General features: G+C 72.2%; 19 protein-coding genes. 11 read left to right on the forward strand and 8 right to left on the reverse strand.

The features are described 5' to 3' along the window. Positions 1–36: 36 nt before the first annotated feature. Positions 37–567, reverse strand: coding sequence for a cytochrome b (locus DFH01_RS20150; RefSeq protein WP_109872249.1), 531 nt, complete (start codon positions 565–567; stop codon positions 37–39). Between the two features lie 16 nt (positions 568–583). Next, on the reverse strand, positions 584–892 hold the full coding sequence (locus DFH01_RS20155) for a PepSY domain-containing protein (protein ID WP_109872250.1): 309 nt from the start codon (positions 890–892) through the stop codon (positions 584–586). A gap of 126 nt (positions 893–1018) precedes the next feature. On the opposite strand from DFH01_RS20155, the gene DFH01_RS20160 reads away from it, so the two are divergent. The 3 genes from DFH01_RS20160 to DFH01_RS20170 are packed head-to-tail and all read left to right on the forward strand — an operon-like array spanning position 1019 to position 3338. Then, positions 1019–1333: a PepSY domain-containing protein gene (locus tag DFH01_RS20160; protein WP_109872251.1), complete on the forward strand. Its 315-nt coding sequence runs from the start codon at positions 1019–1021 to the stop codon at positions 1331–1333. Next, a complete protein-coding gene (locus DFH01_RS20165) occupies positions 1333–1992 on the forward strand; it encodes a response regulator transcription factor (RefSeq protein WP_109872252.1) in 660 nt (219 codons plus the stop codon). Before DFH01_RS20160 ends, DFH01_RS20165 begins: the two co-directional genes overlap by 1 nt. Beyond that, positions 1989–3338: a sensor histidine kinase gene (locus tag DFH01_RS20170; RefSeq protein WP_109872253.1), complete on the forward strand. Its 1350-nt coding sequence runs from the start codon at positions 1989–1991 to the stop codon at positions 3336–3338. Before DFH01_RS20165 ends, DFH01_RS20170 begins: the two co-directional genes overlap by 4 nt. Positions 3339–3398: 60 nt before the next feature. Here the strand turns inward: DFH01_RS20170 and DFH01_RS20175 are convergent, their stop codons facing one another. The 4 genes from DFH01_RS20175 to mntR form a co-directional block, all read right to left on the reverse strand. Then, the gene (locus DFH01_RS20175; RefSeq protein ID WP_233256194.1) at positions 3399–5018 is read right to left on the reverse strand and encodes an arylsulfatase; all 1620 of its coding nucleotides are present in this window, start codon (positions 5016–5018) and stop codon (positions 3399–3401) included. 62 nt (positions 5019–5080) lie between these two features. Beyond that, the gene (locus DFH01_RS20180) at positions 5081–6403 is read right to left on the reverse strand and encodes a DUF2252 domain-containing protein (protein ID WP_199231304.1); all 1323 of its coding nucleotides are present in this window, start codon (positions 6401–6403) and stop codon (positions 5081–5083) included. Between the two features lie 221 nt (positions 6404–6624). Beyond that, positions 6625–7065 carry a MerR family transcriptional regulator gene (locus DFH01_RS20185; RefSeq protein ID WP_109872255.1) on the reverse strand — a complete coding sequence of 147 codons (441 nt, stop codon included), beginning with the start codon at positions 7063–7065 and terminating at the stop codon, positions 6625–6627. Next, positions 7062–7505, reverse strand: coding sequence for a manganese-binding transcriptional regulator MntR (gene mntR, locus DFH01_RS20190; protein ID WP_233256195.1), 444 nt, complete (start codon positions 7503–7505; stop codon positions 7062–7064). The genes DFH01_RS20185 and mntR overlap by 4 nt, the downstream gene beginning before the upstream one ends. Before the next feature lie 95 nt (positions 7506–7600). On the opposite strand from mntR, the gene DFH01_RS20195 reads away from it, so the two are divergent. The 8 genes from DFH01_RS20195 (at position 7601) to DFH01_RS20225 (ending at position 14063) form a co-directional block, all read left to right on the forward strand. Next, on the forward strand, positions 7601–8935 hold the full coding sequence (locus tag DFH01_RS20195; RefSeq protein ID WP_109872257.1) for an Nramp family divalent metal transporter: 1335 nt from the start codon (positions 7601–7603) through the stop codon (positions 8933–8935). Positions 8936–9034: 99 nt separating this feature from the next. Further along, complete coding sequence (locus tag DFH01_RS20200) at positions 9035–9316, forward strand: hypothetical protein (protein ID WP_109872258.1); 282 nt, start codon at positions 9035–9037, stop codon at positions 9314–9316. 53 nt (positions 9317–9369) lie between these two features. Beyond that, complete coding sequence (locus DFH01_RS20205; RefSeq protein ID WP_442899715.1) at positions 9370–11658, forward strand: heavy metal translocating P-type ATPase; 2289 nt, start codon at positions 9370–9372, stop codon at positions 11656–11658. 28 nt (positions 11659–11686) lie between these two features. Further along, positions 11687–12505, forward strand: coding sequence for a hypothetical protein (locus DFH01_RS20210; RefSeq protein ID WP_109872259.1), 819 nt, complete (start codon positions 11687–11689; stop codon positions 12503–12505). Positions 12506–12689: 184 nt separating this feature from the next. Then, the gene (locus tag DFH01_RS28840) at positions 12690–12881 is read left to right on the forward strand and encodes a hypothetical protein (protein WP_233256213.1); all 192 of its coding nucleotides are present in this window, start codon (positions 12690–12692) and stop codon (positions 12879–12881) included. Further along, complete coding sequence (locus DFH01_RS28845) at positions 12881–13180, forward strand: DsbA family protein (protein ID WP_233256211.1); 300 nt, start codon at positions 12881–12883, stop codon at positions 13178–13180. Before DFH01_RS28840 ends, DFH01_RS28845 begins: the two co-directional genes overlap by 1 nt. A gap of 44 nt (positions 13181–13224) precedes the next feature. After that, a complete protein-coding gene (locus DFH01_RS20220; RefSeq protein ID WP_109872419.1) occupies positions 13225–13740 on the forward strand; it encodes a M23 family metallopeptidase in 516 nt (171 codons plus the stop codon). Further along, a complete protein-coding gene (locus DFH01_RS20225) occupies positions 13737–14063 on the forward strand; it encodes a YnfA family protein (protein WP_109872260.1) in 327 nt (108 codons plus the stop codon). The genes DFH01_RS20220 and DFH01_RS20225 overlap by 4 nt, the downstream gene beginning before the upstream one ends. 54 nt (positions 14064–14117) lie before the next feature. On the opposite strand, the gene DFH01_RS20230 is transcribed toward DFH01_RS20225, so the two are convergent. Further along, complete coding sequence (locus DFH01_RS20230; RefSeq protein ID WP_109872261.1) at positions 14118–15443, reverse strand: MFS transporter; 1326 nt, start codon at positions 15441–15443, stop codon at positions 14118–14120. Beyond that, entirely contained in the window at positions 15443–15718 is a 276-nt protein-coding gene (locus DFH01_RS20235; protein WP_109872262.1) for a metal-sensing transcriptional repressor, read from the reverse strand. The genes DFH01_RS20230 and DFH01_RS20235 overlap by 1 nt, the downstream gene beginning before the upstream one ends. Between the last annotated feature and the right edge of the window lie 24 nt (positions 15719–15742).

The raw sequence follows: 15742 nt of genomic DNA on the forward strand, positions 1-15742 counted from the left end.
TTCTGCTGCTGGCGGCGACGATCGCGCCGCCCGGGTTCAGCCTCGCACCATGCGGGAGAGGGCGCGGTCCCGCAGGATGAACTGGTGCCAGAGCGCCGCCAGCACATGCGCCGCGATCGCCGCGAGCATCAGGTTGGCCAGCACCTCGTGCGCCTCCCCCCAGAGGCGCCCGCCCGGCACGGGGAAGGGGGCGGGCAGGGGCATCCCGCCGAAGATGGTCACCGCCCGGCCGCGCGCCCAGCGGTCGAGCAGGCCGCTCAGCGGCACGCCGATGGTCAGCCCGATCAGCGCAAGATGCATGGCCGTGGCCGCCAGGCGCTGCCAGGCCGGGCCCTCCGCCGGGGGCGGCGGCGCCACGGCGCGCCAGGCGACGCGCAGCGCCGCGAAGCCGAGCACCAGCACGCCCAGGCTGTAGTGCAGCTGCATCGCGAGGTCGCGGCTGGCACCGCGGGGGAAGTCCTCCATCGTGCTGCCGACCGCCCAGGCCAACAGCACCAGCAGCGCGCTCGCCCAGTGGATGGCGCGTGTCGCCATGCCGGGGGAGCGCAGCGCGACGGTCGTCGCCATCCCTGTGCTCCTTCGCTCAGCGGCCGCGGGGCGCGACGGCGCCGGTGGCGGCGTCCACGCGCAGCTCCACGCGGCGGCCCTGGGCGTCGTTGGCCTTCACCTGCCAGCCGCCGCGCTCCCATTCGAGCTCGCTGACGGCGGTGTAGCCGGCGCCGAGCACGGCGGCGATGGCGGCGGGGGCGTCGAAGCGGGCATTGGCGGGCGTCACCGCCTGCGCGCCTGACCGCTCGGCGCGGTTGTCGTCGGAGGAGGCGAGCGCCGCGCCGAAGGGGGCGGCTGCGGCAAGGGCGAGGGCGAGGGCGGCGACGGGGCGGAAGCGGGTCATCTCGGATCTCCAGGGTTCGGCGTTGCGGCCTCTCCGCAACGGGGCGCATCCTGGCCACCCCCACCTGAACCGAGGCTGAGCCACCCGTTCAGCCGCGGTTCAGGTGGCAATGCCGATGCTGGACGGATGCGCCGAGCCCTCCTGCTGCTGCCGATGCTGCTGCTGGCCAACCCGGATGCGCGGGCGGATGACCGGCGCGACCATGAACGCGCGCGCGCCGCGCTCGCGGCCGGCGAGATCCGGCCGCTCGCCGAGCTGCTGGCCGAGGTCGAGCGCCGCTATGTCGGGCGCGTGATCGAGACGGAGCTGGAGCGCGAGGATGGGCGCTGGATCTACGAGTTCAAGCTGCTGCCGTCCTCCGGCCGGGTGGTCGAGCTGCGCCTCGATGCCGCGACCGGGGCGCTGCTGCGCAGCCGCGGGCCGGTCCAGGAGCGGCGCTGATGCGGATCCTCGTCGTGGAGGATCACCCGACCCTCGCCCGGCAGGTGATGGACGCGCTGGCGGAGGCCGGGTTCGTGGTCGATCACGCGGCGGATGGCGAGGAGGGCCACTTCCTCGGCGACACCGAGCCCTATGACGCGGTGGTGCTCGACCTCGGCCTGCCGGTGCTGGACGGGCTGACGGTGCTGAAGCGCTGGCGTGCCGCGGGGCGCGACATGCCGGTGCTGATCCTGACGGCGCGCGACGGCTGGAGCGAGAAGGTCGCCGGCCTGAATGCCGGCGCCGACGACTACCTGGCCAAGCCCTTCGTCATGGCGGAGCTGGTCGCGCGCATGCAGGCGCTGGTGCGGCGCGCGCATGGCCGCAGCCGCCCGGAGATCGCGCTCGGCCGCCTGGTGGTGGACACCGCCGCGCAGCGCGTGACGCTGGACGGCGCGGCGGTGAGGCTGACCGGGCTGGAATACCGCCTGCTCGCCTATCTTGCCCTGCATGCCGGGCAGGTCGTGTCCAAGACGGAGCTGACGGAGCATCTCTACGCGCAGGACTTCGACCGCGACAGCAACACGCTGGAAGTGGTGATCGGCCGGCTGCGGAAGAAGCTCGGCGAGGGGCTGATCGAGACGATGCGCGGCCAGGGCTACAGGCTCGCCGCCGCATGAGATGGCCGCGCTCGCTCGCGCTGCGGCTGGCGCTGGCGGCGGGGTTGTGGGTGGCGGTCGGGCTCGGCGCCGCGGCGTGGTTCGTGACCGGCGTCGCGGTGCGCGGGGTCGAGGGCGCCTTCGACGCACGGCTCTCCGGGTTGCTCGATGCCGCCGTCGCAGCCACGGCGACGGATGCCGAGGGGCGCATCGTCGTGGCCCGCGCCCCGGCGGGCGCGGATTTCGAGCGGCCCTTCGGCGGCGCCTACTGGCAGGTGACGGCGCCGGACGGCTCGGTCACCACCTCCCGCTCGCTCTGGGACCAGGCGCTGCCGGCCGCGGCGGGCGGCCATGACGGCGTGCTGCTGCGGGACGTGGCGGGGCCGCGGGGCGAGAGGCTGCGCCTCGCCGAGCGCGACCTGCTGCTGCCCGGCGCGGCGGCGCCGGTGCATGTCGGGGTCGCGCTGTCGCGCGCGGAGACGGAGGCCGAGATCGGCAGGCTGCGCACGTTGCTGCTGCTGACCTTCGCGGTGGTCGGGCTCGGCCTTGTGGCCGGCGTCGTCGGCACGGTGGTTGCGGGCCTTGCGCCGCTCCGTCGCGTACGCAGCGCGCTCGCCGAGATACGCGACGGCCGGCGCGAGCGGCTGGGCATCGCGGCACCGTCCGAGATCGCACCGCTGGTGGCGGAGGTCGACGCGCTGATCGCCGCGAACCGTGCCACCGTGGAGCGCGCGCGGTCGCATGTCGGCAACCTCGCCCATGCGCTGAAGACGCCGCTCGCGGTGCTGCGCAACGCGCTCGACCGCGCGAGCCCGGACATCGTGGCCGCGCGAGCCGAGGCGTCGGCGCTGGAGCGGCTGGTGCATCACCACCTTGCGCGCGCCCGGGTGGCGGCGCTCGCCTCGTCCTCCGCCGCGGAGTCCTCCCCGCGGGCGATCGCGGATGACGTCGCGCGCGCTTTGCGCCGCCTCTTCGAGGAGCGTGGCCTCGTCATCGAGGTGCGCGGCGATCCCGGTGCCCGGGTGCGGGTGGATCCCCAGGATCTTGCCGAGATGCTCGGCAACCTGATGGAGAATGCGTGCCGATGGGCCCGGCAGCGTGTCGGCGTGACCGTCGCCGCGGAGGGCAAGCTTGTGGTCGTCACCATCGCCGATGACGGGCCAGGCCTGCCGGAAGGCGTGCGGGACGCCGTCCTCGGCCGCGGCGTGCGGCTGGACGAACGCGAAGCGGGAAGCGGCCTCGGTCTCGCCATCGTGGCGGACCTGGCGTCGTTGCACGGAGGCAGCCTGGAGCTTGGACGCGCCGGCGAAGGCGGGCTGCTCGCCGCCCTGCGGCTGCCGGGGCACGCCGCCCTGGCGGCGAGCTGACGCGCCGGGAGCCCGGCGCGCCGCGTCGCCGTCAGCGCGCGTCGACCCCGGGCTCGGCGCTCACTGGTTTCGTCCGGCCGCGGCCCGCTGCATGGCCTCCATCACCTGGTCGATGCTGAAGCTCGCCGGCCGTTGTCGGGGCGGGAAGTCCCGGAAGGTCTGCAGGTGCTGCGCCACCGCTGCCTGGGCCGGTACGAACACGAACATCCGGGCCAGGGCCCAGGGGCCGTAGAGCGCGCTCTCCTGCCCGCGCTCGAAGGGATCGGCGCGAATATGGAACAGCCCCGGGGCCCGCAGGTTAGTGAATTCTCCGGACCAGACGCCGATGCCCGTCGCCCGCTGCTCGGCGAACACGAACTTCCATTGCTGGTAGCGCAGGGCGACGAGCTGGCCGTCGTCGTTCCAATAGAAGAACTCCTGGCGCGGCGAGCGCTCCTGGTCGCCTTTGAGGAAGGGCAGCAGGTTGTAGCCGTCGAGATGCACGCGGAAGGTCTTGTTGCCGGCCTGGTGGCCCTGGCGGCACCGCTCCACGATGTCGGGCACGCCCGCCGCGGCGACCAGCGTCGGCAGCACGTCCTCGTGCGCGCAGATGTCGTTCACCACGGTTCCGGGCCGGACCACGCCGGGCCAGCGCATGCAGAAGGGCACGCGGTAGCCGCCCTCCCAGTTGGTGGCCTTCTCGCCCCTGAAGGGCGTGGCGCCGCCATCCGGCCAGCTCATGACCTCGGCGCCGTTGTCGGTCGTGTAGATGACGAGCGTGTCCTCGGCGATGCCGAGGTCGTCGAGCTTCTTGAGCAACGCCCCGACATGGCCGTCGTGCTCCACCATGCCGTCCGGATAGAGGCCGAGGCCGGTCCTGCCTTCCGCCTGCGGGCTCAGATGCGTGAAGACATGCATCCGTGTGCTGTTGAAGTAGCAGCAGAAGGGGCGGTTGGCGCGGTGCTGGCGGTCGATGAAGTCGAGCGCGGCGTCCAGGAATTCCTGGTCGATCGTCTCCATGCGCTTGCGGGTGAGCGGCCCGGTGTCCTGGATGCGGCCATCGGCAAAGCTGCGGATCACGCCGCGCGGGCCGAAGCGCTGGCGAAAGCGCGGATCGCGCGGGTAGTCGGGGTTCTCCGGCTCCTCCTCGGCGTTCAGGTGGTAGAGATTGCCGAAGAACTCGTCGAAGCCATGGTTGGTCGGCAGGAACTCGTCCTTGTCGCCGAGGTGGTTCTTGCCGAATTGGCCGATGGCGTAGCCGAGCGGCTTCAGCAGGTCCGCGAAGGTCGGGTCCTCGGGCTGCAGGCCAATGTCGGCGCCCGGCAGCCCCACCTTCGTCAGCCCGGTGCGGATCGGCGACTGGCCGGTGATGAAGGCGGCGCGCCCCGCGGTGCAGCTCTGCTGGCCATACCAATCCGTGAAGTAGGCGCCTTCGCGCGCGATCCGGTCGATGTTGGGCGTCCGGTAGCCCATCGAGCCGTGGTTGTAGACGCTGAGGTTCCACCAGCCGATGTCGTCGCCCATGATGAGCAGGATGTTCGGCGGACGCCGCTGCCCCGCCTGCACCGGCGCGGCGGCCTGGCCGGGCCTGGGCGGCTGCTGCGCCTGCGCCAGCTGCCCGCCGGCCGTGGCGAGCCCGGCCGCGCTGCCGAGCAGCATGTCGCGCCGGTTCACGCGGGCGCCGCGTTCACGCTCGTTCACCGCAGGGTCCTCCCCTTCCTGTCCGGATCGCCGCGGATGCGGCGAAAGCCGGTTCCGTTCGCTCACGCCTCCTGCATCACGCGGACCTTGCCCTTGCGCACGGCCGCCTTGAGCGCGGCGTGGTCGCGTTCCGCCTGGTCGGCATAGGCGAGGGCGAAGCGGCCGATCGCCCGGTCGAAGTCATCGCCGGAGCCGAGATAGCCGCTGATCTGCGACACGCCGCCGGCCTTGGCATGCGCCCGCGCCAGCACGGCGCCGGTGGCCTTGGCGTAGATCTCCAGCATCTCCGCGTCGAAGGTCTCGACCAGCGGCTTGATCTTCGCGTCCCGCAACTGCCGCACGTAGAAATGCACGCCGTTCGGGCTGGTGACCCAGCCCAGGAAGATGTCGCTCGTCGGCTGCATCAGCCGCTGGCCCATCACCACGCGCTGGCCGTGGTGCGGATAGGCGCTGGCGCCCGCGAAGGGCTCCAGGACGGAGGCGGCCGCTTCCTTGAACTGCAGGAAGAGCGGTTCGTTGGAGGTGGACATCATCAGCAGGATCCAGCAGCGCCGGCCGACGCTGCCGATGCCCACCACCTTGATGGCCGCATCCACGGGCTTGAAGCGGTCCAGCAGCACCCTGCGATCCTCTGCCAGCGTCTCGCGGTACTCGGCCAGCAGCGTGTCGACGACGCCCTTGAAGGTCGGTGCGCGCGCCAGCTCGGGATGGAAGATCAGCGGCGGCGCGTCGCGGATGCCGGGCTGCCCACCCACCACCTGCCCGAGCTTCGGGAAGTCCATCTCGGACCCTGAGCGGTCGAGCGCCTTCTCGATCCTGTCGCTGACCATCTTCCGCCGGTTCTTCGGCAGGCCCTCGATCACGTCCTCGGCGGTCAGGCGTGAGTACCAGACCTCGGTCGGGTGCATCTCGGCGAATTCGCGCAGCCGCTTGCGGTAGCTCCGCGCGGCGGCCTCCGCGGCATCGCGCCCCCTGGCGTCGGACAGGCCGAGCGAGCGCGCGGCCAGCACGAAGGAGGCGGCCAGGCGCTTCACGTCCCATTCGAATGGCGCCGGCAGGGTCTCGTCGAAATCATTGATGTCGAAGATCACGCTGCGCTCGGGCGTGGCGAAGCCGCCGAAATTCATCATGTGGCAGTCGCCGCAGGCCTGCACGCGCAACCCCGGGCTCGGTGTCCGCGCCAGGTCGGCCGCCATCAGCCCGGCCGAGCCGCGGTAGAAGGCGAAGGGCGAGGCGAGCATCCGGCCCCAGCGGATCGGCACCAGTTCCGGCAGGCGCTCGGCGTCGGAAGCCTGCAGGAAGGCGATGGGATCGACGCGGTCGGCGGGCTTCTTGCATGCCGCGTGGGCATCGCGCGGTACGCTGTCGCGCAGCGCCTTGCCCACGGCTTCGTGCTCGGCATGGGATCGGTGCGGCCGCGGGGCGCCTTGCGATGGAGCCTCGGCCGACGGCGAAGCCGGCGCGGCAGCACGCTTCAGGCGCGCCGCACGGTTCGATGTCCTGGCCTCAGGCATGGCACGCCTCTCGCTGCGCGGTGGGTCACACTCGCCCCAGCATCAGAAGGCAGATTGCCTCAGGCAGCCTTGATGTGCCGCAAGCGCCGGCGTCACCCGCCCCCATGCGTCGGATCGTCGCAGTGCCCGTGCCCGAAATCGGCCAGGGTCTCGATGATCCGGCATTCGCCGACCACCCCGCCCGCGCAGCTCGTCGCCATCCGGTCGAGTTCCGCCCGCAGGGCCGTCAGCCGCCGCAGCCGCGCATCGATCTCGCGGATCTGGGCCGTTGCCAGCGCGTGTGCCGCGCCGCAATCGGCGTCGGGATGATCGGCCAGGTCGAGCAGCGCCCGGATCGCCTCGCTCTCGAAGCCGAGTTCACGCGCGTGGCGGATGAAGCCGAGGCGGCGGAGATGCGCGTCGCCATAGGCGCGGTGCCCGCCCCCCGTGCGCGCGGGCGGCGGCAGCCAGCCTTCCTGCTCGTACCAGCGGATCGTCGTCGGCTTGACGCCGGTGGCGCGCGCCAGGTCGCCGATCGAGAGATGCGCACTCATCGCCCGCCATCCTCCCGTTCGGCCAGGAAGCGCGCGAAGGCGGCCAGCGCCTTCTCGCTCGCATGGTGCTCGAGGCCCTCGGCATCCGTCTCGGCCGTCTCGGGATCGAGGCCGACGGCGATCAGGAAGCGCACGACCAGCTCGTGCCGCGCCTTGGCGGTCCGCGCCATCTCCTGGCCGGAGGGCGTCAGGAACAGGCCCCGGTAAGGCTTGGTCTCGACGAGCCCGTCGCGTTGGAGACGGCCGACGGTCGCGGTGACGGTCGCCTGCGACACGCCCATGCGCCGCGCGAGATCCACGGCGCGCGCCTCGCCCTCCTCGCGGAGCAGGTCGGCGATCAGCTCGACATAGTCCTCCGCCGTCGCCGTCCGGTCGGCCTCGCGCTGCCTTGCGAAGCGCGCGGCGTGGTGGTCGGCGGGCGGCAGGGGGCGCTTGGCCATGGTGCGCTGCATGGGGCTGATGTGGGCACTCCGCTGAAGGGGCTTGATAGCGGCAAGATGATAACTTAGCCTAGGCTTAGTTTCGGAGGCAGTGCATGAACCCGCCCTCGGACAGGTCTGCCACGCCACATGCAGGCCCGCCGAGCCTGCCGGAGGTCCACCGCAGCGTCGCCGTCCCGAATGCCGGCGGGTTCCTGCGCAAGCTCTTCGCCTTCATGGGGCCGGGCTACCTCGTGGCGGTCGGCTACATGGATCCGGGCAATTGGGCGACCGCTTTGGCCGGCGGCTCTGCCTTCGGCTACACGCTGCTCGCCGTCGCGCTGGCCTCCTCGCTGATGGCGATCCTGCTGCAGGCCCTCTGCGCGCGCATCGGCATCGCCACCGGGCGTGACCTGGCGCAGCTCTGCCGCGAGCGCTTCCCCAAGCCGGTCTCCTATCCGCTCTGGCTCTTCGCCGAGGTGGCGATCTGCGCAACCGACCTCGCCGAGCTGATCGGCACGGCGATCGCGCTGGAGCTGCTGTTCGGCATCCCGCTGATCTACGGCGTGATGCTGACCGCGCTCGACGCCTTCCTCATCCTCTGGCTGCAGAACAAGGGCGTCCGCTGGCTCGAGGCGCTGATCTTCGGCTTCATCGTCCTGATCTTCGGCTGCTTCGCGATCCAGATCGTCCTCTCCGACCCGGTGTGGGGCGAGGTGCTGCGCGGATACGTCCCTTCCGCCTCGATCGTGACGAACGAGACGCAGCTCTACATCGCCATGGGCATCCTCGGCGCGACCGTGATGCCGCACAACCTCTACCTGCACACGGCCGTCGTGCAGTCCCGCGCCTGGCGGCAGGACCTGGACGGCAAGCGGGAGGCAATCCGCTTCGCCAGCATCGACAGCACCATCGCCCTTTCGTTCGCGCTGCTGATCAACTCGGCCATCCTGATCACCGCGGCGGCGACCTTCCACACCACAGGGAACACCGAGGTCGCCGAGATCGGGGAGGCCTACCAGCTGATGACGCCGCTGCTCGGCAGCGGTCTGGCGGCAACGCTGTTCGCCGTCGCGCTGCTGTTCTGCGGGATCAACGCCACCGTCACGGCGACGCTCTCGGGCCAGGTGGTGATGGAGGGCTTCCTGCGCTTCCGCATGCCGCCGGTGCTCCGGCGGCTCGTCACCCGGCTGATCGCGATCGTGCCCGCGGTGGTGGTCACCTGGATGTACGGCGCTTCCGGCACGGCGCATCTGCTGATCCTGTCGCAGGTGATCCTCTCGATGCAGCTGCCCTTCGCGGTGATTCCGCTGATGATGTTCGCTTCCGACAAGGCGAGGCTCGGCGCGCTCGCGGCGCCGCGCTGGCAGGTGGTGACGGGATGGGCGATCGCGGTCGTCATCGTCGTGCTGAACGTGAAGGTCCTGGTGGACGCCGTCCCGGGAGGGTGAGGGGATCGCCCCGACCGTAAGGACGGGCGCGCGGAACAGGCCCGCGCGGCAACCGCCGCTCCCGGGGGACGTTCGACGCCGCGAGGAGGGCACGGCGTCGTGCATGCGCATCTCCTCGCCGAGACCCTGGTCGAGCGGATTCAGGGCGGCGGCGGCGAAGGCGGCCGGACGGGCATCTGGATGATCTACGTCGCGGTGGCGGTGGACCTCACCAGCGACGGGCTGATGCTCGGCACCGGTGCGGCGGTGTCCGCCGGGCTCGGCCTCGTGCTGGCGGCCGGGCAGGTGCTGGCCGACCTGCCGGAGGGCTACGCGGCCGTTCCGTCACCGGGCGTCGCAGGGCGCGTGAACTCCTCCTCATCTTGCGTGGTTGGAGCTTGAACCTCCAGCCACTGGAGATCCCATAACCCGACCTCGGCTGCGGAGTTCGTGGGGTGGACAGAACGGAACGCCTGGCCTGGCGCATCGAGGGCATGGACTGCGCCTCCTGCGTGGCCAAGGTGACGAAGGCGGTGGAGCGGCTGCCCGGCGTCTCGGAGGTCGAGGTCAACCAGATGGCCGAGCGCCTGACGGTATCCCTGGCACCCGGCGTCAGCACGCCCGAGCAGGTCGTGAGCCAGGTGGAGGTGCTGGGCTACCGTGCGCGGCCGCTTCCCACGCCAGCGGCGCGCGAGCCGCTTCGCGCGGCGGGACATACCGCTCACGTCCATGGCCCTGGCTGCGACGACCACGACCACGACCACGACCACGACCACGGCCGCGGCCACGGCGGCGGCGCGGGGCAGGGGGGCGCCTTCGGGCATGCTCATCCGCATGACGATCCCGCCGATGCCGGCAAGCCGTGGTGGCGTACCGGCAAGGCGTTGCTGGTCTGGATCCTCGGCGGCCTCGTGCTCGGCGCCTATGCGGCGTCGCTCGCCCTGCCGGAGCGGCTGACCTACCCGCTCTTCCTTGTCGCGACCGCCCTGGCGCTGGTGCCCTTCGGGCGTCGCGCCATCGCACTGGCCCGCGCCGGCAGCCCCTTCTCCATCGAGACGCTGATGGTCACCGCCGCCATCGGCGCCGCGGTGATCGGCGCGGCGGAGGAGGCGGCCATCGTCGTCCTGCTCTTCGCGCTGGGCGAGTTGCTGGAGAATGTCGCCGCCGGCCGCGCCCGGGCGGGCATCCGGGCGCTCGCCTCGCTGATGCCGCGGGTCGCCCTGCGGCTGCGCCCCGACGGCAGCAGGGAGCAGGTTCCGGCCGAGAGCCTGGACGTGGACGACGTCGTGCTGGTGCGCCCCGGCGACCGCGTGCCCTGCGACGGCGCGATCGAGGAGGGCGTCTCCGCCGTCGACGAGAGCCCGGTGACGGGCGAATCCGTGCCCGTCGCGCGCGGACCCGGCGACCATGTCGTCGCGGGCTCGATCAACGCGGACGGCACGCTGCGCGTGCGCGTGCTCCGCGCCGCGGCCGACAACACCATCGCGCGCATCATCCGCATGGTGGAGGACGCCACCGCCTCCCGCGCGCCAACGCAGCGCTTCATCGAGCGCTTCGCGGCCTGGTGGACGCCGGGTGCGATGGCGGTGTCGGCGCTGGTCATCCTGGTCACGCCCTTCGCCTTCGGCTGGGACTGGTGGACGAGCCTCTATCGCGGGCTGGCGGTCCTGCTGATCGCCTGCCCCTGCGCGCTGGTGATCTCGGTGCCGGCCGCCATGGCCTCGGGCCTCTCGGCCGGCGCGCGGCGGGGGCTGCTGATCAAGGGCGGCGCCGCGCTGGAGGCGATCGGCACGGCGCGCACCGTCGCCTTCGACAAGACCGGCACCCTCACGGAGGGCCGGCCGCGCGTGACCGACCTGCTGCCTGCCGATGGCCGCTCCGCCGAGGACCTGCTCGCCCACGCCGCGGCGGTTGAGGCGGGCTCCGCCCACCCTTTGGCGAAAGCCGTGCTGGCGGAGGCGGAGGCGCGCGGCGTCGCGGCCCTGCCCGCACAGGGCCAGGCCGCCGTGCCGGGCAAGGCGGTGCTCGCCACCGTCGCCGGGCGGCGCGTCAGCGTCGGCAGTCCGCGCCATGCCGCGGAGGCCGGCGCCGCACTCGGCGCGTTTGCGGGCGAACTCCTGCGGCTGGAAGGCGAGGGAAAGACCGTCGCGGTCGTGCTCGTCGATGGCGGGCCGCTCGGGATGATCGCCTTCCGCGACGAGCCGCGCGCCGACGCCTCGGCCGGCGTACAGGCGCTGGGCGCTCTCGGCATCCGCCCGGTGATGCTGACCGGCGACAATCGCCGCACCGGGGAGGCGATCGCCGCCTCGCTCGGGCTGGATGCGAAGGCGGAACTGCTGCCCGACGACAAGCTGCGCGAGATCGCGCGGCTGAGGGAGGACGGCGCGGTGGTGATGGTCGGCGACGGCATCAACGACGCGCCGGCGCTGGCCGCCGCCTCGGTCGGCGTCGCCATGGGCGGCGGCACCGATGTCGCGCTGGAGACGGCCGGCGCGGCGGTGCTGCAGGACCGCGTGACGGGCGTGGCGGAACTCGTCGCCCTGTCGCGCGCGACGATGGCGAATGTGAAGGCCAATGTCGCCATCGCCATCGGGCTGAAGGGCGTGTTCCTGGTGACGACGATGGCGGGCATCACCGGCCTCTGGCCCGCGATCATGGCCGATACCGGCGCGACGGTGCTGGTCACGCTGAACGCGCTGCGGCTGCTGGGCTGGAAGCCTGCCCTGGCCGGCGCGCGCGGCTGACGGCTGAAGACGGAAGGACGAAGACGCGATGGATACGTCAGGGGCGGTGCTCGCCTCGGTGCTGGTGACGGGGCTCGTCGTCGCCTTTCTGCATGCGGCGATTCCGACGCATTGGCTCCCCTTCGTGCTGGCGGCGCGCGGCCAGGGCTGGAGCCGTACGCGAACGCTCGGTGTGGTCGGCTTCGCCGGCGCCGGCCATGTGCTGCTGACCACGCTGCTCGGGGCGCTCCTGGTCTTCGCGGGGATGCAGGTGGAGGGATGGATCGGCAGCCTCTTCGCCTGGATCGCGGGCGGCGCGCTGATCCTGATCGGACTTTTCTATCTGTGGCGGCAACGGCGCGGCGGTGGGCACGGGCATGTGCACCTGTTCGGCGGGCACGCGCATGATCACGACCATGATCACGACCACCATGGCCACCGTCACGACCATGCCCATCATCACGACCACGACCACGACCACGACCACGACCACGGGCACGATCACGGCCATCGCCACGATCACGCGCCCCGTGCCGCTCGCGCCGCGCAAGGTGCGGCTGCGGCTGGCGCGCCGGCGCGCCGGTCCGATATCGCCGTCATCCTCGGCCTCTTCGCGCTGCTGACCTTCTCGCCCTGCGAGGGCTTCCTGCCGGTGTACGGCGCCGGCATCGTGTTCGGATGGTGGGGCTTCCTGCTGCTGTCGGGCGCGCTGGCGCTGGCCACCGTCGCGGCGATGGTGCTGTTCACCTGGCTGACCCTGCTCGGCATCGAGCGGCTCAACCTCGGTCGCATCGAGCAATACGAGGCCGGGATCTATGGCGCGCTCTTCATCGGTCTCGGCCTGCTGATCATCGTCACCGAGGCATGATCCGCGGCGATGCGCTTGCCAGATGCCCTTGCAGATCCGCCTGGGCGCCGGGGTCTGCCTTGCGCCTCGGCTTCAATACCGGCGCCCATGTCGCGACAATGCTCGGCCTCGGCTCCCTGCTCCTCGCCGGCCTGAGCCCGGCGCGCGAGTCCACGCCGGCCCATGACAAGACCGGGAGAACGACATGAGCACGATGGTGACCCGCCGCGCGGGGCTGATCGGCTTCGGGACCGTCATTCCCTTGCCTGCGCTTGCCCAGCCGGCGCAGCCGCCGTTCCGGGTCACGCCCCCGGGCGATGCCACGCCCCGGCCGACCCCCGCGGAGCGCTTCATCGGCCGCGACGACGCGCCTGGCCGGAGCGCTTCGAGGCGCTGATCACGACCTTCTACGTCAACAAGGAAAGCTGGGCGCACAGGCAGGATCCGCGCACCTGGCTGCGGCGCACCGCGCAACGTGCCGGGCTTTCGTCGGAGCGGCTGCAAGCCTGTTGGAGCGACCGCGCGTTCCTCGATCCCCTCTTCGCCAGTCGCCTGCAAGGCGAGCGCGAGTTCGGCGTGACCGCGACGCCCTCCTTCATCATCGGCGGCACCCTCAATCCGGGCGTGCTGACCTTCGAGCGCTTCTCCGACCTCGTGCGGCCTCTTCTGCCGGCCGGCTCGGCGCCGCGAGGCTGAGCGCGGGGTTGAGCTTCCGGGCGGACCGGGGCATGCCGCGCTCCATGCGATCCCTCCCGACCCTTGGCGGCGCCACGCTGGCGCTGGCCGCCGGCATGTCCCTCGGCCATCCCGCGGCGGCCGCGCCCTGCCCGACGGTGATGCCGGTCGCGGGCGAGAAATCCTCGCCCTTCGGCGCCGCGCGGGGCGGGCGCGGCCATGGCGGAACCGACATCAGGGCGCCGATCGGCTCCGTCGTGCTGGCGGCCGCCGGCGGCGTGGTCACCTTCCTCGGTCGCTTCCACGACTACGGCCTGATGGTCGAGATCATGCATTCCGACGGCAGCCGCGCGCGCTACGCCCACCTGGCGCGCTTCGCCCCGGGCCTCTCGGCCGGCGATGCCATACGCGCGGGGCAGGACATCGGCATCCTCGGCCGGACCGGGCGGACGACCGGGCCGAACCTGCATGTCGAGCTGCGCCGCGAGGGCAGGCCGGTGGACCCATGGCCCTGGCTCACCCGCGCCGCCTGCACGGAATACCAGGAGGTCGCCGAAGCCCCGGACACCCCGTCACGATGAGGTCCATCGCCCTCTTTGCCGCCGCCGCCGTGGCCGAGATCGCGGGCTGCTACGCCTTTTGGGCCTGGCTCCGGCTCGGCAAGCCGGCGGTCTGGGCGGCGGCGGGCGTTCTCTCCCTCATCGCCTTCGCCTGGCTGCTGACCCTGGTCGAGGTGGAGCATGCGGGCCGCGCCTACGCGGTCTACGGCGGCATCTACATCGTCGCGACGCTCGTCTGGCTGCGCGCCGTCGAGGGCTTCGCGCCCGACCGCTGGGACGTGATCGGCGGCGCCGTCGCCCTGTGCGGCGCGGCGATCATCCTCTGGGGACCACGGGGCGCGTGAGGATGGCGTGGCGCGCTTTGCGCGGGCCCATCTCCGCCCGCGGCGGCGCGGCGCTCAGCGGCCGGGGAACGCGTGCAGTTCGTCCGTCATCGGCGCGTGCGCATGCCGGAAGCGTCCGTCCGGCAGCGGATCCGCGCCGACCAGATGCGGGTGATCCGCGGCGAGTCCGTGGTGCTCGTGCGGGACGGGGCGCTCGCTGGCAGCCGGCCAGAGGGCCGCGGCCAGCGCCGTGCCCGCCGCAGCCAGCACCGCCATGGCGATGAACGTCGCCCCAAGACCCGCGGAGGAACCGAGCCAGCCTGCCAACGGATAGGTCAGCAGCCAGCACGCATGGCTCAGCGCGAACTGCGCGGCGAAGAGTGCCGGGCGGTCGCCTGCCGGTGCCGAGCGGCGCAGCAGCCGCCCCGATGGCGTCAGCACCAGCCCGTTGCCGAGGCCCAGCATCGCCCATAGCGGCAGCACGAGCGACCAGTCCCGGATCGCCGCGGGCCCGGCCAGCATGCCCGCGGCCAGCAGCCCCGCGCCGGCCAGCATCACCGGCCGGTCGCCGAGCCGGTCGAGCACGCGCGGCAGGGCCAGCGCTGCCGTCATCGAGCCGAGGCCATAGGCCGCAAGCGTCCAGGCCAGTTCGCCGCTGCCAAGCCCAAGCCCGGACTTCACCACCACCACGGTGTTGACGATCACCATCGCACCCGCCGCCGCCACCGCGAGGTTCAGCGCGAGCAAGCCGCGCAGCCGCGGCGTCGCGAGATAGAGGCGCGCACCCCGCGTGGTGCGCCCCCAGGCGCCTTCCGCGGTCGTAGGTGGCCGCGGCGAGGGCAGCAGCACCGAGACGACCAGCGCCGCCGAGGCCAGGAAGCCGAGCGTCGTGCCGGCGAACAGCCAGTGGAAGCCGATCACCGAGAGCAGCGCCGCGGCCAGCATCGGGCTCAGCAGCGATTCCATGTCATAGGCGAGGCGCGAGAGCGACAGCGCCCGCGTGTACTCCGCCTCGTCCGGCAGCACGTCGGGGATCGTCGCCTGGAAGGTCGGCGTGAAGGCGGCGGAGCAGGATTGCAGCAACGCGATCAGGACATAGACCTGCCAGATCTCGGTGACGAAGGGGAGCGCCAGCGCGACCGCCGCGCGGACAAGGTCGAGTGCGACGAGCAGGCTGCGCCGCGGCACCAGATGGACGAAGGCGCCGGCCACGGGCGCGATGCCGACATAGGCGACCATCTTGATCGCCAGCGCCGTGCCCAGCACCGCGCCGGCATCCGCGCCGGCCAGTTCGAAGGCGAGCAGCCCGAGCGCCACGGTCATCAGCCCGGTGCCGACCAGCGAGAGGATCTGCGCGGCGAAGAGATGCCGGTAGGTGCGGTCGGCGAGCGGAGAGAGCATCAGAGGTACTTGGTGATCTGCTTGAACTCCTCCATCGAGGCACGGCGCTTTGCCGCCGTCTGATCCGCCGCGTCGTCGAGGCAGTGGTCGATGTGGTCGCGGATCAGCACCCGCTTCGCCTCGCTCACCGCGCGCTCGATGGCATGCAGCTGCTGCGCGAGATCGAGGCAGGGGCGGCCCTCCTCGATCATGGCGACGACGCTGCGCAGATGCCCCTCGACCCGGCGCAGGCGTTTCGCCACCGCGGGATGCGAGCCATGCAGATGCTTCGTCATGGGCTTGATCCTATCCCCCAGGGG

Origin of the sequence: Falsiroseomonas bella, assembly GCF_003173615.1 — a bacterium.
In the GTDB taxonomy this organism is placed as follows: domain Bacteria; phylum Pseudomonadota; class Alphaproteobacteria; order Acetobacterales; family Acetobacteraceae; genus Falsiroseomonas; species Falsiroseomonas bella.

Bases quoted from the DNA above. Each gene is read 5' to 3' on its own strand.
- DFH01_RS20235 (WP_109872262.1), bottom strand. From the start codon at position 15,718: ATGACGAAGCATCTGCATGGCTCGCATCCCGCGGTGGCGAAACGCCTG.
- DFH01_RS20185 (WP_109872255.1), bottom strand. From the start codon at position 7,065: ATGAGTGCGCATCTCTCGATCGGCGACCTGGCGCGCGCCACCGGCGTC.
- DFH01_RS20150 (WP_109872249.1), bottom strand. From the start codon at position 567: ATGGCGACGACCGTCGCGCTGCGCTCCCCCGGCATGGCGACACGCGCC.
- mntR (WP_233256195.1), bottom strand. From the start codon at position 7,505: ATGGCCAAGCGCCCCCTGCCGCCCGCCGACCACCACGCCGCGCGCTTC.
- DFH01_RS20210 (WP_109872259.1), top strand. From the start codon at position 11,687: ATGGATACGTCAGGGGCGGTGCTCGCCTCGGTGCTGGTGACGGGGCTC.
- DFH01_RS28840 (WP_233256213.1), top strand. From the start codon at position 12,690: ATGAGCACGATGGTGACCCGCCGCGCGGGGCTGATCGGCTTCGGGACC.
- DFH01_RS20195 (WP_109872257.1), top strand. From the start codon at position 7,601: ATGAACCCGCCCTCGGACAGGTCTGCCACGCCACATGCAGGCCCGCCG.
- DFH01_RS20230 (WP_109872261.1), bottom strand. From the start codon at position 15,443: ATGCTCTCTCCGCTCGCCGACCGCACCTACCGGCATCTCTTCGCCGCG.
- DFH01_RS20165 (WP_109872252.1), top strand. From the start codon at position 1,333: ATGCGGATCCTCGTCGTGGAGGATCACCCGACCCTCGCCCGGCAGGTG.
- DFH01_RS20160 (WP_109872251.1), top strand. From the start codon at position 1,019: ATGCGCCGAGCCCTCCTGCTGCTGCCGATGCTGCTGCTGGCCAACCCG.
- DFH01_RS20220 (WP_109872419.1), top strand. From the start codon at position 13,225: ATGCGATCCCTCCCGACCCTTGGCGGCGCCACGCTGGCGCTGGCCGCC.
- DFH01_RS20225 (WP_109872260.1), top strand. From the start codon at position 13,737: ATGAGGTCCATCGCCCTCTTTGCCGCCGCCGCCGTGGCCGAGATCGCG.
- DFH01_RS20170 (WP_109872253.1), top strand. From the start codon at position 1,989: ATGAGATGGCCGCGCTCGCTCGCGCTGCGGCTGGCGCTGGCGGCGGGG.
- DFH01_RS20155 (WP_109872250.1), bottom strand. From the start codon at position 892: ATGACCCGCTTCCGCCCCGTCGCCGCCCTCGCCCTCGCCCTTGCCGCA.